10 protein-coding genes are annotated in these 14,872 nt (G+C 48.9%); 7 read left to right on the forward strand and 3 right to left on the reverse strand.

The annotated features are described in order from the left end of the window. Window positions 1-19 precede the first annotated feature (19 nt). Window positions 20-1,360 carry a cytochrome ubiquinol oxidase subunit I gene (locus tag N7386_RS04725; RefSeq protein WP_279767199.1) on the reverse strand — a complete coding sequence of 447 codons (1,341 nt, stop codon included), beginning with the start codon at window positions 1,358-1,360 and terminating at the stop codon, window positions 20-22. 145 nt (window positions 1,361-1,505) lie between these two features. Here N7386_RS04725 and N7386_RS04730 point away from each other — a divergent pair, with 145 nt between their 5' ends. After that, window positions 1,506-2,918 (forward strand): PLP-dependent aminotransferase family protein, encoded by a 1,413-nt coding sequence (locus N7386_RS04730; protein WP_279767200.1) that lies wholly within the window; start codon window positions 1,506-1,508, stop codon window positions 2,916-2,918. Window positions 2,919-3,136: 218 nt separating this feature from the next. Continuing rightward, complete coding sequence (locus N7386_RS04735; RefSeq protein WP_279767201.1) at window positions 3,137-4,429, forward strand: aminotransferase class I/II-fold pyridoxal phosphate-dependent enzyme; 1,293 nt, start codon at window positions 3,137-3,139, stop codon at window positions 4,427-4,429. A gap of 72 nt (window positions 4,430-4,501) precedes the next feature. Here N7386_RS04735 and N7386_RS04740 read toward each other — a convergent pair whose 3' ends face one another. Together N7386_RS04740 and N7386_RS04745 are read right to left on the reverse strand one after the other, a co-directional pair. After that, the gene (locus N7386_RS04740; RefSeq protein WP_279767202.1) at window positions 4,502-7,648 is read right to left on the reverse strand and encodes a DUF2339 domain-containing protein; all 3,147 of its coding nucleotides are present in this window, start codon (window positions 7,646-7,648) and stop codon (window positions 4,502-4,504) included. Window positions 7,649-7,855: 207 nt separating this feature from the next. Then, the gene (locus tag N7386_RS04745; protein WP_279767203.1) at window positions 7,856-8,989 is read right to left on the reverse strand and encodes a methyltransferase; all 1,134 of its coding nucleotides are present in this window, start codon (window positions 8,987-8,989) and stop codon (window positions 7,856-7,858) included. A 189-nt stretch (window positions 8,990-9,178) separates the two neighbouring features. Here N7386_RS04745 and N7386_RS04750 point away from each other — a divergent pair, with 189 nt between their 5' ends. From N7386_RS04750 to N7386_RS04770, 5 genes are all read left to right on the forward strand, one after another. Further along, on the forward strand, window positions 9,179-9,838 hold the full coding sequence (locus N7386_RS04750) for an alpha-ketoglutarate-dependent dioxygenase AlkB (protein ID WP_279767204.1): 660 nt from the start codon (window positions 9,179-9,181) through the stop codon (window positions 9,836-9,838). A 134-nt stretch (window positions 9,839-9,972) separates the two neighbouring features. Beyond that, window positions 9,973-10,293 carry a BolA family protein gene (locus tag N7386_RS04755; RefSeq protein ID WP_248966515.1) on the forward strand — a complete coding sequence of 107 codons (321 nt, stop codon included), beginning with the start codon at window positions 9,973-9,975 and terminating at the stop codon, window positions 10,291-10,293. Window positions 10,294-10,553: 260 nt separating this feature from the next. Next, window positions 10,554-11,666: a TRAP transporter substrate-binding protein gene (locus N7386_RS04760; protein ID WP_279767206.1), complete on the forward strand. Its 1,113-nt coding sequence runs from the start codon at window positions 10,554-10,556 to the stop codon at window positions 11,664-11,666. Between the two features lie 155 nt (window positions 11,667-11,821). Continuing rightward, window positions 11,822-12,331 carry an S-ribosylhomocysteine lyase gene (gene luxS / locus N7386_RS04765; RefSeq protein ID WP_220057469.1) on the forward strand — a complete coding sequence of 170 codons (510 nt, stop codon included), beginning with the start codon at window positions 11,822-11,824 and terminating at the stop codon, window positions 12,329-12,331. 154 nt (window positions 12,332-12,485) lie between these two features. After that, window positions 12,486-14,537 carry a TonB-dependent receptor gene (locus N7386_RS04770; protein WP_279767207.1) on the forward strand — a complete coding sequence of 684 codons (2,052 nt, stop codon included), beginning with the start codon at window positions 12,486-12,488 and terminating at the stop codon, window positions 14,535-14,537. Window positions 14,538-14,872: the final 335 nt, after the last annotated feature.

Consider the following 14,872-nt stretch of genomic DNA (forward strand, 5'->3'; position numbering starts at 1 on the left):
TGCTAAAAAACGGGATTTGTTATCCATGGTACTCAATCCCTTGAGCTATCGGCCCTTTACTGATGAGCCGCATCATGTAGCGATATCCCACGCCAAAAATGCCGAAGTAACAGATAACAAACATCATCAGGCTGAGGCTTAAATGGGTCACACTGTGGGACGAAACCGCATCTTGAGTGCGCATTAACCCTTGGATAACCCAAGGTTGGCGGCCAAGTTCAGTGGTAAACCAGCCCGCGAGGGTCGCGATTAATCCCGCGGGACCTAACAAGAGTACCAAGCGCAGGAACAGGCGATTGCTGTATAGTGTTTGCTTGCGTCTAAGGTAGAGGCTCCACACGCCCGCCAAAATCATCAGCACGCCTAAGCCCACCATCACCCTAAAACTCCAAAACACTAAGGGCACATTGGGCCAATCCTCGGCAGGAAACTCAGTGAGTGCTGGCACTTGCTTGGTTATATCGTGTTTTAAAATCAGACTGGCTAATCCTGGAATTTCCAAACTGAAGTGATTGGTTTGCTTATCCATATCGGGTATCGCGAATAAGATGAGCGGTGTAGGCTCATCCTTTTCATTACGCCAGTGGCCTTCCATCGCCGCGATTTTTACCGGTTGATACTCAAGGGTATTTAGCCCGTGAAAGTCACCAATCACTGCTTGCAGCGGTGCAACAATCAATGCCATCCACATGGCCATGGAAAGCATTTTACGAATCGCGGGAGTATCGTTTCCTTTGAGTAAATGCCATGCGGCGGAGGCGCCAACAAAGAAGGCCGATGATAGAAAGGCGGCAACCGTCATATGGGTTAAACGGTAGGGAAATGAAGGATTAAACACGATTTGCCACCAGTCGGTGGGGACGACTCGGTTATCAATGATTTCAAAACCCTGAGGTGTGTGCATCCAACTATTGGAGGCGAGGATCCAAAAGGTTGAAATCACAGTGCCCGTGGCCACCATGCAAGTGGCAAAAAAGTGCAGCTTTTTGCCAACCTTATTTTGCCCAAACAGCATCACCCCAAGAAATCCTGCCTCGAGGAAAAATGCTGTCAGTACTTCATAGGTGAGCAGAGGGCCGGTTACGCTGCCCGCAAAGGCCGAAAAACCACTCCAGTGGGTGCCAAATTGGTAGGCCATCACTATGCCTGAGACCACGCCCATGCCGAAGTTAATGGCAAAAATTTTGACCCAGAATTGATAAAGCTGCTGATAAATCTGATTGTTTGTCTTCAACCAGAGTCCTTCTAACACGGCTAAATAGGTGGCTAACCCAATAGTGATTGCGGGAAAGATAATGTGAAAAGAAACGGTAAAAGCGAATTGGATCCTCGCGAGTACGGTGGCATCAAAATCAAACATAGTGTCCTCAGGCGTGCAGCAAAGGGATGTGTAAAAACAAGTCGCTCAGCGCCTCGGATTCGCGCCGCTGATGGCTTGTGTACTATTAGACCATGGGGTAATCTGGCTATAACAGATACAGAATTGGCTAAGTTAGCTATAGCAGATGTCTAAGTACCAACAGTTAGCGCAGGATCTCAAAAACCGAATTACTCAAGGTGTCTGGCAGGCGGGGGATAAATTGCCCTCATTGCGGCAAACTGTGGCGGATTCGGGGCTGAGTTTAATGACGGTGCTGAACGCCTATCAGTTGCTCGAAAGCCAAGGCGTGATATTGGCGCAGGCAAAATCCGGTTACATAGTGGCGCCTCAGCCCGAAGCCTTTCGTTATCCAGAGACTCAACGGCAGATCTATTTCTCCGATAAGGTCGATATTAACGAGTTTGTGTTTAACGTATTGCAGGCATCGAAACAGGCTGGGATTGTGCCCTTTGGCTCGGCATTTCCCGACCCCAGTTTATTTCCACAGCAAGCCTTAGCGCGCTCGTTGGTCAAGGTCACTCGGCAGATGTCACCGTCGTTTGCGGCCGATAATCTTCCCCCCGGTAATGCTGGGTTACGCAAGGCGATTTCCCAACGTTATGCCAAGTTAGGCATGAGCGTGGCGCCCGATGAAATTTTAATTACCTCGGGGGCGATGGAGGCGCTGAACTTGAGCTTAGCGGCCTTGGCTCAGGCGGGGGATTGGGTCGTGATTGAATCGCCGGCCTTTTATGGTGCGATGCAAGCCATTGAGCGCCTCAAGCTAAGGGCGATTGCGGTCGCGACGGATCCCCGCGAAGGGATTGATCTTAATGCTTTGGCTGAAGTGCTTAAGACCTATCCCGTCAAAGCCTGTTGGTTGATGAGTCTGCATCAAAACCCCTTAGGCTGTAGTTTATCGGAACAGAAAAAACAGGCTATTTATCAACTGCTTTGTGAGCATAACGTCAGTCTGATTGAAGATGATGTGTATCAGGAGCTTTATGTCGGTTCGAGTGCGCCTAGGCCGATTAAAGCCTTAGACACCCAAGGCTGCGTTTTGCATTGTGGTTCCTTTTCGAAATCTTTGATTGCGGGATATCGAGTCGGTTGGGTTGCCGCTGGGCGCCATGCCCCGCAATTGCAACGCTTGCAATTAATGTCGACCCTCTCAACCAGTGCGCCTATGCAACTGGCCATCGCCGATTTTATTCAGTCGCCCCAATATGAGCGTCATTTAAAGCGCTTACGCCACACCTTAGCGGATCGCAAATTTGCCATGTATCAGTTGCTGCGGGCTCACTTGCCGGAGTCCGTAAGTGTGAACTTTGAGCCGGGCGGTTATTTCCTTTGGCTGGCGTTGCCTGCCCATATGGATGCGACGCAGATATACCATAGTGCACTTGAGCGAGGGATCAGTATCGCGCCAGGCAATCTCTTTAGTAATCAAGCTGAGTTTCGCCATTTTATGCGCATTAATGCCTCCTACGATTGCTCACCCGAGATAGTGCGTGCGGTAAAAGCGCTCGCGCAGCTCCTAGAACACTCCGCGAATTGATACGCCAAAGTGTGAGCCGTTACGGTAAATTCGATGGCGACTTAAAAAGTTTTAGACTTCTAGATGTCCATCTGTTAGCTTGGATACAGTGCACAAATCTTGTGCGATTAGAACATCGATTTGCGTAACGCTCTCCCTCAATTTGTCTTGGGGAGTGGCTATGCTTGGGGAACTGTTTTGGGAATTTTTCGGGGAATTTATTGGGGAAGGACACAAAGATGAAACTTGAATCACTGGCGTTACACCACGGATATGAATCAGAGGCGACCACGAAAGCCGCTGCGGTACCTATTTACCAAACCACTTCCTACACCTTCGATGATACCCAACATGGTGCTGATTTATTTGACTTAAAAGTCGCAGGCAATATCTATACGCGGATTATGAACCCGACGACCAGCGTGCTCGAGCAGCGGCTTGCTGCCATTGAAGGTGGCATAGGCGCGCTGGCACTTGCCTCGGGAATGGCGGCCATTACCTATGCGATTCAAGCCCTTACTCAAGTGGGGGACAATATTGTCAGTACCAGTCAACTCTATGGCGGTACTTATAATCTGTTTGCCCATACGCTGCCGCGCCAAGGGGTAGAGGTACGGATGGCGGCCTTCGATGACTTTGAAGAGCTCGATGCCTTAATCGATGCTAAGACCAAGGCGTTATTCTGTGAGTCCATCGGTAACCCTGCTGGCAATATTGTCGATCTTAAACGTTTAGCCGAAATAGCCCATAAACACGGCGTGCCTTTAATTGTCGATAACACTGTCGCCACCCCTGTTTTATGTCGCCCGTTTGAACATGGCGCCGATATCGTTATCCATTCGTTGACCAAATACATTGGCGGCCATGGAACGACGATTGGCGGCGTGATTATTGACTCGGGCAAGTTTGATTGGGTGGCGAACAAAGAACGCTTTGCCCTGCTGAATCAAGCCGATCCTTCCTACCATGGTGTGGTGTATACCGAGGCTTTTGGTGCCGCGGCCTTTATTGGGCGTTGCCGCGTGGTGCCGCTGCGTAATACTGGGGCGGCGCTCTCACCTCACAGTGCATTTTTACTGCTACAAGGGCTGGAAACCTTGAGTCTGCGTATGGAACGCCACTGCTCGAATGCCTTGGCCTTGGCCGAATACTTGATACTGCACCCTGCAGTCAGTTGGGTGAATTACGGTGCCTTGCCGAGCAGCCCTTACCGTGAGAATTGCCAAAAGATCACCGGTGGTAAAGCCTCTGGGATTATCAGCTTCGGTATTAAAGCGGCCACTCCCGAGGAAGGGAAAATCGCCGGCGGTAAGTTTATCGACGCGCTGCAGATGATTTTGCGCTTAGTGAACATTGGGGATGCCAAATCGCTGGCTTGCCACCCCGCCAGCACCACCCACAGACAACTAGATGCAAACGAGCTTGCCAGAGCCGGGGTGTCTGAGGACTTAATTCGAATCTCCGTTGGCATTGAACATATCGACGATATTATTGCCGATGTGGCGCAGGCGCTGGAAAAAGCATTAGCTTAAATTAGTAGATTGATTATTCGAATGAAAAAGGCCGCTAATATTAGCGGCCTTTTACTTTGCATAACTGGCGACTTATTGGTTTGCTTCTTGTAGGCGATTACGGGCCTTTTGATAGAAGTAAGAGACGGTCAGTAAGATCACCCCAATCAACATAAAGGCGATAACCTTTTGCACTAGCTCGAAGGACGCCATATCCAGCAATAACACTTTGAGTGTGGCTAAGGTAAAGAGTCCGGCGGCGAGGCGGATCATATCCCCATGCAGGGGTTTTAGGCTGATAAACATCAACACGCTGCCATGCACGACAAGCAAAATGGCGCTGAGCGGCGCGGCAATCATATTATCGAACGCATAACTCCAGGTGAGATAACTCAGCGCGAGCAATCCATGCCAGCCCCATTTGAGCCATTGCAGCGGTAAGAAACGCTGATGCAAACGAATAGCGACGCCTCGGCGTAAGATAAGTAGCGCGAGCAGTGCTAATGCCATCAATTCACAGAGGATCAATAACACGTTATTAAGATCGAGTCTTAGCGACAACTCAAAATGCAGCATTATCGGCAGCAGCGCTAGCCCAAGACAAAGTCCGTAGGCCAAGCTGTAGCTTGAGCGCACCGCGGCTTGGATTTCGATGGCTAAGTGCGCCATTAATCCCGTTTGCACTGAGCCATGTTTGATGCGTCTTTGGATCAATAGGGCAAAGTAGCCGCTCAATGCTAATGCCGTCATCGACCATGCCACTACATCGACGCGATTAAATACATAGACCAATACGGCCAGCACCAGCGCGAAATAATAAGGGCTAAGTTGCCATTGCAGGGTTAGCAGTGATGTCCAAGGCTTGGCAAACTTGCGATAACGCAGCAGTACAAAGCCCATGACTAGAGCACCAATGAGCAGCGCGATAAGTCCTTGCCAAACTTCAAATAGGCACAAGCTGGCGGTGGTGAGTATCGCCAGCCAAGTCAAAATCTTGGTTTCAATCTCAAGGGCTTTATGCTTGATAACATAGGCAAGGGCGAGGCTGAACAAGCTGCTGAGCCAGAGTGCAGCCGCGGTAAACTCCCAATAACTGCGCATCACCTTAGGCAATAAGATTAGTGGCAGTAGCAGATAACAGCCGAGTTGTATCTGCTTGGCGGCCTGGGCGAACAGCGAGCTTGGATAGTGTTTACGATACCAATAGTGGGCCAGCAGCAGGGCGGCGAATAATTCAATGCGTGCCAGCTTTGCCATCAGTGGTTGCGCACTAAAGCTCAAGCTGCCAGTGAGGGTCACGCCTTCGACCACGGTAAATAGGAGTGGCAGCAGCAAGAGCCAAGCGGCAAACTCGCTGACCATCAACTTGTCTTTACCACTTAAATACAACAGCAACAGACTCACAAGCGGGATGATTGCGAGGTAATAATCGCTGCTGACAAGGTAAGCCGCCAGCAAAAGGGTTGCCACATAAAAGCCGCTGAGGAACTCTTTGAATAAATAACTCAATTGCCGCTCGAGCCGCGACAGTGGTGACTCGTCACTGTGGATTTGGCGGATAACAAAGAGCAGGGCCGCCGCGCTTAAAGCTAACGCGAGCAGCGGGAACCCAAGCGCCGCCATGGGCGTTTGCTCGCCAAGTCCGAGCAGGGAAAAACCTGTCAGCACCGCATATACATTGAGCACCAGCCCTGTTAGCAATAACACATAGGCTTCGGCGCGCACCGAAATCAGTTTCTCCTTAAGGCCAATCCACAGCAGGAGCAATGCTTCGAGGATAAGCACTAATCCCAAGAAATCATGGCTTAAGAGATAAAGAGCGGCAAAGGCGGCAAAACTGCCACCGAAAACTAATAAGAGACTGCACTGGGACGGGGCTAGTCGAGACTTGAGCTTAACGTATAAACCTGCGCATACCAGAGCGTTGGCGATAAAAATCTCCCCTGCAAATGGCGTAAATTGGGTGAGTTCGTAGATAGCAAAGGCCAGTAGGGCAATCGGCAGAACCAAGGCTCTGTGGCTGAGAGAGGTCGTGGAGGAATTAACGATAAACCCAAATAGACCATAGAGATAAAATAGTGCGTTAATGCTCACTAGGGCTAGCACCGCTGCGCCGCCCCATTGAGTGAGCGGCAAATCGACAAAATAGCTGAAGGCTTCGATGCAGGCGATATGCAGGAAGGCGGTGATTTCCAGCAGTAATGGCCAGTGTAATTTACGGCTTTGGGCGAGGGCGCCCGCACCAATCAGTAGCAGATAGGGGATATACAGTAGCGGCGCATAGCTTTGGGATAACAGCATCATAGGTGCCATCGAGCCGCCGACTAAAGCAATCACGGTAATAACCTTGGCATCGAGTCGCATTGACAGACCATAGCCCGCTAAAGTAATTAATAGCAGCAGGATAAAGCTGGCACTGCTCGGGATAATCTCAAAGTAGGGGCCTATAAAATAGGCGCAGAGATAGTTTAGGATAAGGCCTAATCCGACTATCCCAGAGCCAAAGTCGGCCATGCCGGCCCTTTTTTGGCGGATAAAAATCCCGCCCGCAATAATCGCATTGGCGCAGCCAAAACCCAGCAGGGCTTTACCGAGTTCGGAAAACCAATGGTTAATGGAATATTGCAGTAGATAGCCAAAACCTAGGGTGAGTGTGATGATGCCCGCAACCGTCATCAAAAATACCGGGCCTAAGCCCTTGGCTTGATAATGTTGATAGAAACCTTTGACCTGTTCAGTGATGGCTGCAAATGGCGCCATGATGGCGGCAACGCCTTGGGATAATAAGGTCTCGAATTGGCTTGCAGCCTGCACGCCCACTTCAAGTCCGGCTTGCAGAGAAAAGGCCTTATCTTGCTGCAAATCATCCAGCTGCGAATCCACCGATGAATGCACGGCTTTGGAGGAAACCTTAGCGTGGCGCTGCCAAGGATCGTTTTGCCAAGGATTTGCCTCGGGCATTTGTGGCTGGATATCGGGAGCCATTTCTTCAGATTGCAGCGAGGCGCGCTCATCCCTTGGCTCAATCGTCGTGTCGAATGGCGTTGTGATATCGTCCGTGCTGGTGGATGTGGTGGTGAGAGTGGCGTTGTCTTGCTGCTCAAGCTGAAGACTGATGCTGTCGAGCTTGGCTGAGAATTCTGCCAGTTGGCGGCTGAGTGAAGATTGCTGCGACAGATGCTGCAGTTTTAACTGCGCCAATTCTGCCTTGAGTTGGTCAACGTCATCCTTTAACGGCATCTCAATATCCTAAATATGCTTTCCATATCCATGGGGCATAAAAGTCTAAGTGACTCACTTTTATGCTTTTACTGTGAAAGATTGTACTGGCAACTAGGCATAACGGCTAGTAAAAAGCCGTTACTCAGTATGTGCGAATGTGAACGTGGAGGAGATGAGGCAAAGATAGCGCAATGATTTCGCCCTATCTTTGCCGTATGAAAGTGGTTATTTCTGTGCTTGTAGGATGACAAATTTGCCGTTGGAGGCGACTGTGGTGCAGTTTTTAAATAAACGCTGCAATTTGACGTGGTAAGCCAAGTGTCGATTCCCCACTATATGTAAAATGCCGCCATTTTTGAGTCGGCGCCGCGCGTCTAAAAACATCTGCCAAGCAATGTGGTCGGTAATCGCCTCGCCCTGATGGAAGGGCGGATTGCAGAGTACTAAATCGGGTTCTACTCCATCGGGTAAATGGGTCATGCAATCATCCCAATGGAAATGGCCTTTATCTGCGGGGAGTTGGTTGTTTGCCCAGTTGGCTTTTGCCGAGGCCACCGCCATTTCGGAATCATCAATAAAATGGATATCGGCATTAGGGTATAACTGGGCCGCGCGCAGACCGAGCACACCATTGCCGCAACCTAGGTCGACAATCGTTTTAAAGTCGCCCTGAGGGAGATTATCCAACATAATGCGCGCGCCGATATCGAGTTTATTGGCGGCAAACACATTGCTTAAATTACTGATGTGGAGGTTGAATTCGGGAATATCCCAAGTGACTTCCTTCGGTAAGGCGCGTGGCTTGCCATCGCTAATACAGGTGATGACGCGGGTTTTCTTCCAAGCGAGGCTGGCGCTTGCTGGCCCTAAGTGTTTCGCGAATACTTCCAATAAGCTCGCGTTGATAGACTTGGCTTTTGCGCCAACCAACACTTTGCAGCCCGCGGGCAACACTTGCGATAAGCGCATCAGCTGGTGGGCAAAGTAAGTAAGGTTTTTAGGCAGCTTCATCAATACGAGGGCGAGATCGCCTGGTAAGGCATCACGACTGGTAAACCAGGTTAGGTTATCCATAGGCAACTGATTGCGATGATGATTTTGCTCTGCACCTAAAAAACTGGTTCTGGCATCGGTTTCGACATTCAGTGGCCAGTCGGGATTAAGCCGCGATAGGGCGCAGCTTAAGGCGCCAAAGCTGTCGTTGATAATGGCCGTTGGCACCGCGGTTTGTCCGCCTTCGACTAGGGTGTTAATCAAATGCTCGTCTGCCGCATCCCAAGCTTGGAGATTGGATTCCTGCGAAGCGGGGTAGCGAAAGAGTTCAAGCTCAATCCCTGCCACTGAAAATTGTGTCGTCATCTTTGTGCTAAGCCAATAAAAACGGTGCGAATAAAAACACTGCCATTAAAACAGCGCCAATTAAATAAGGCGCAGATTATCGCAGATTTCCCCTTATCGTGCGATGCTTGCCTGAGGTTGTATATCCGCTCGTGCATTCATGAGTGATTGGATGGGGCAATCACAGTCGTCAGTGGTATAAGGTGCTGTATGAAACAAGTCGAGTTAGGACTCGAACCAGAGGCCAATCTTGAAGTTGATAGCGGGAGCTTTTGCGCCCATCATCAAGATGCGGCACAAGTCGAGCCGCCTATCACCTTAGTTAGGGATTATTTGAATGTGGCGCAGCAGAATGCCCTGCTTAAGGAGGCTGAATTTTACCCATTGAGTCGCCCACAAATTCAAGTGTTTGGTGAATATCATGCCATTCCAAGGCTGCAGGTTTGGTATGGCGATGCGGGATGCGACTATTTATATTCGGGGCTATTTATTCGTGCTCTGCCTTGGCCTAAGTATTTGCAAAAATTGCGTGACAAACTGCAGCGGGATTTTGGCCTTGGCAGCAATGGCGTGTTAGTGAATCGCTATGCAGATGGCCAAGATTGCATGGGCGCCCACAGCGATGATGAGCCAGAGATTGCGAGCGGCAGTGATATTGCCTCTATCAGCCTTGGCGCCTCGCGGGATTTTGTAATTAAACATAAACACAGCAAGGTGAAATACACTATTAGTTTACACAGTGGTGACTTACTCATTATGCACTGGCCAATGCAGCAAGATTGGTTGCACAGTGTGCCTAAGCGCTTAAAGGTTAAGGAACCCCGTTGGAACTACACCTTTAGGCAATTGATTGTTAATTATCATGGCTGATTGAAAGCCAAATCATTTCATACTGTTACTAAATTGGCTCAGTTTAAAGCCGCAAAGCTGACGTTGAAATTTGATCTTTTGTACTTGAAGCAGTACTCTGCGGCCACTGGATTTTCCCATGTTGAGATTTGAATATGTCCAATACCCATGCGCAGGGCACAGTGGCACAGACCATTGATCAGAAGCTGACTGAAAGCTTCTCGCCAACTCATTTAGAAGTCCTTAACGAAAGTCACCGTCACCATGTTCCGCCTAATTCAGAGACTCACTTTAAAGTGGTTGTCGTTAGTGATGAATTTGAAGGCCTTCGCTTACTTGCCCGCCATCGTTTGGTAAATAATTGTTTAGCTGATGAATTAGCTAATGGTGTGCATGCACTTTCTATCCATACCTTCACCCAGAGTGAATGGGCTAAGGATGTTGAAGTGCCTAAAACGCCAAATTGCCGCGGTTAATTCGGCCACCGAACTTTATAAAAGCCACGTTATCAACGTGGCTTTTTTGTTTTAGGTCAAATAGACGATAATATGCGGTTTCCCTGTTGAATTTTCTGTGTTAACAATATGTTCTATTTTGTACTGAATTAGTGCTCACTGTTTATAGTGAATGGAATGTAAGTCGTAAGCATCTAAACAAGAGTGCTTTACATCAGCCGATACTTAAGAGCGCTAATTTTCATACTGTTAACTAACTTCGCATTCAGGGAGAGTGTTCGATGCGTCATTTGGGGTGCCTAATCTTTGCGGTATTGCTTATTGGTCTCGGTGGGTGTAATCCAGCACCCCAGCATATCGAGCAGACTGCAGCACCTCATGCCGATGCGACTCCCGTTAAAGATGTTATCGAGTGGCGTTTAGCCACGTCTTGGCCGAAAAACTTCGCAGGTTTAGGTATGGCACCTGAGCGTTTTGCCAAGCTGGTGAACGAGATGTCCCACGGCCGCTTACAAATTCATGTGTACGGTGCGGGAGAATTAATGCCCGCCTTTGCGGTGTTCGACGGGGTGAGCCAAGGTAAAATCCAAATGGCCCACGCCGCCTCCTATTATTGGAAGGGGAAAGCGCCCGCCTCACAGTTTTTTTCTTCGATCCCCTTTGGTATGACGGCCCAAGAGATGAACGGCTGGCTGCATTATGGTGGCGGTATGGCATTGTGGGAGGAAGTTTATCGCCCCTTTGGCATCATTCCATTAGCGGGTGGCAATACGGGGATGCAGATGGGCGGCTGGTTTAATAAACCTATTAATAGCATTGCCGATTTTAAAGGCTTGAAGATCCGTATGCCGGGCTTGGGTGGCGAAGTGCTCAAGCGTGTCGGTGCCGTACCCGTCAATATGGCGGGCAGGGAGCTTTATGGCGCTTTGCAAACGGGATCTATTGATGCGGCTGAGTGGGTTGGGCCTGTCAATGACCTCGCCTTTGGTTTACATAAAGTCGCCAAATATTACTATTACCCCGGTTGGCACGAGCCTGGCTCCAATATGGAGTTTTTGATTAATAAGGGCGCGTTCGAGAGTCTTTCCCAAGATTTACAAGCCATAGTCAAAACGGCTGCACGCGCCATCAATCAAGATATGCTAGACGAATACACCACACGTAATGTGACGGCCCTTGACACCTTAGTCAAAGATGAAGGTGTGGTGCTTAAGGCTTTCCCCCCCCAGGTGCTCACCGAGCTTGAACGTATTTCACAGCAGGTCATTGAAGAGCAGGCCGAGCAGGATCCTATGATGCGCAAAGTGTATCGCGCTTACCATACCTATGAGCAGGGAGTGCGTGAGTATCATAAGATTTCAGAGGATGCTTACAGCCAGCAGCGCCAGCACTAATGCCGCTAATTTGAACAAAATGTTCATATTAGCGTCTGATTAATGTGAGATGATTTCATCTTACATTATCTTGTTATCGACCTAATCCATTTGGTGTTATGCTTGCGCCCATAAACCGATAGCGGTTGTATCGCCCTAAGAATTTGGAGTTTCCTATGCCATTACTTGATAGCTTTACCGTTGACCATACTCGGATGAATGCGCCAGCCGTGCGTGTTGCCAAACATATGAGTACCCCAAAAGGCGATGCGATTACCGTATTCGATCTACGTTTTTGTGCACCAAATAAAGATATCCTCAGCGAGCGTGGTATCCATACCCTAGAACATCTGTTTGCGGGTTTTATGCGTGATCATCTAAACGGCAGCGATGTTGAAATTATTGATATTTCACCAATGGGATGCCGTACCGGTTTCTACATGAGCCTGATTGGTGAGCCGACCGAGCGCCAAGTGGCCGATGCATGGCTTGCCTCAATGGAAGATGTGCTCAAAGTGGTTGAGCAATCTGAAATCCCTGAGCTTAACGAGTATCAATGTGGCACTTACGAGATGCACTCGTTAGAACAAGCCCAAGATATCGCCCGTAACATTATCGCCGCAGGCGTGAGTGTTAACCGTAATGATGACTTAAAACTCAGCGATGAGATCTTAGGTCAACTCTAAGCTTTGCTAAGGCACCACAAGGCGTGGTGCCTAGACTTAAGGCTTAAGCGTCAAGAAAGCGACATTCGTCGCTTTTTTTTTCGAGCAAATTCAGCTATTTTACAAAATAACAACAAAAACGCCGTACGCTAACAAACACTTTTGGGAGCTTGGTATGTCTAGTCGCTACTTTGTGATGTCGCTGACCGCGCTTGCGGTTTCCTGTGTCTACACTCATCCCCTCAATGCAAACCCACTCTATTCTCAAACACTCGATCTGATTGAGCTCAATGACCAATATCACTCCAATGATGATGGGATGCAGCTGAGTTACTTAAATAGCTTAACCTTATTGCGGGCCGACCACAGTGGAAATACCGCGAATATCAGTATGCGCTCCGCCAGCCAAGGTGTGGCCGTAATGCAAGACAGGGTGTATTTTGCACCCGCGCCTTATTCGGCGCCGCAATTGCAGTTATTGCCTAACCTTTTACTACAGCAAAATGTCACTAGCACACCACTGGCGGATATGACGGTAGGCGGGCAGGGCGCTTTCGGTGTGGTGAATTATCAGAGCCTTGAAATAGCTAACCAACCTCAGTCAGGCAGTTTTCTCGTTGAAGGTTCGACAGAGTCGGATTTGAATGCCGGCATGAGTTGGGGCGTTAAGCAAAAAGAATATGGTGCATTATTCGCAGCGAATTACCAGAAAGAACAAGGTGATGCGAATTTTTTCAATGGCAGCGATGCCGATAGAACCCAAACGGATATGTTGTTCAAGGTGAATGCGGCAAGTTTGCTTGGCGCACGCAGTCCGCAGCAGACGGAATTTACCTACCAATTTATCGATGATAACAGTTATCGCTCGCAGCTTGGCGTCACCGCGGCGGACTGGCAGCAGGATCCCTTACTCTTGTACTCGGCAACGGCGCAGGATAAGCATAAAGGGCGGCAGCACAAGTATCAGCTTTCACACCAAGTGGATTTAGGTGGCAGTAAAGTGATCAGTGACTTTTACTATCAATCCTATTCACAACAGTTGAATCAACTTGGTTTGTTTAATGGGCAAGAGATTGACGTAGCAACGCTTGCCGATATCGCCGCCTTTGATCGAGCTCCGAGTGCAAATGGCGCCGATTTAAACCTGCTCGTCCAAGACAACGATTACAGCGCCTTTGGCGCCCAGACCCAAGCCATAAACCAATATGGCGAACATCAAATTATTTACAGCGCTCGTTATCATACGGATAAGGCCGAAATGCACTTTGGCGAGCAAACGGCGTTATGGCAAGCGGATAGAAGTCTGATGGCTGATGAGTCAAACGCCCTGTTCGCTTATACCGATGATGCTACTGCACTGACGTCGGCCATCGATTCGTTATTCCGCTGGCAAGGTATGCAAATCAAGTTAGGGCTTACTTACGAGCATGTGAGTGTTAATCGTGAAGTGAAGCAAGCGTTCGCGGGGCTGGATGAAGCGGATTTCTCCGATAGTGATTGGATGCCGCAATTAGGTGTTCTCTATGATGCGGGCGATTGGCGTTTTAGTACCGATATCCGTCGTGCTTGGACTGCGGCAAGCGCGGGGAATACCACCCAAGAGGCTCAGGTGTCGCTCCATTATCAAGTGAGTGCCCAATATGCGCGTGAAGGGATAAAAGCGGATTTACGGGCTTATGTGCAAGAGTTCGACAATTTGCATGTGGATTGCGATAGCTATTCGATGTGCGCCGATGAACGCTTGTTAACCCAAGAGAATATTCCCGATGTGCTCACCTATGGTGTAGAACTTGGCCTTGGCTATCGCTGGGGGCTGGGTGGGGTAGAGCTACCCTTAGGGCTAAATTATCAATATCTTAGCGCCGAGTATCAAACCAGCACCTGCACCGATGTCCAAGGCTGTGTTTTAGAGGGAGAGAGATTGGCTTGGTTACCCGAGCATCAATTGCAATTGAGTGCGGGGGTTAACTATGGCGAATATCAACTAAATCTTGAGGCGGCCTATCAATCGGAGCGGAATTTCAGCCAATTTGGCAGTGAGTTGCAACAGGTTTCGGGCCAATGGCGGGTCGATTTAGCGGCAAACTATGATTTTGATAAACACCATAGGTTGTATATTCGCGTCGAAAACCTACTCGATGAGTCCTTAGTCACCACAGCATCAAATAGCGGAGTTCGGTCTGAAAATGGACGGATCAGCTATTTGGGTTATCAATGGCGTTTTTAAACTGAATTAAATCTTGTTTTAAGATTATTCAACGAGAAAGCGAAATGGTCGTGTTAAGCCTCGCCATAAAGAGGTATCGACCTTTCGCTAAATTATTTCTTTTAAAATTAATGTTATAGTATTTGACGACCGTAATATTTTCTCTTTCTGAGCCCTCACTCGGTCGGAAGGTGAACGCTGTAGCGCATGATTCTTTTAAATCCTTATTTGAGGTTTGAAATCACCTATAATTTTCGTGGCGATGCCACGGCAATTGGGGTAAAATGCGCGCGACCAGCGTGATTGCGATCGCATTTCTGTGATAAATCTGCGCTAGCTCAATGCAGTAGGTTTTG

The sequence above is a fragment of the Shewanella sp. GD04112 genome (genome assembly GCF_029835735.1).
Taxonomy (GTDB): Bacteria; Pseudomonadota; Gammaproteobacteria; order Enterobacterales; family Shewanellaceae; genus Shewanella.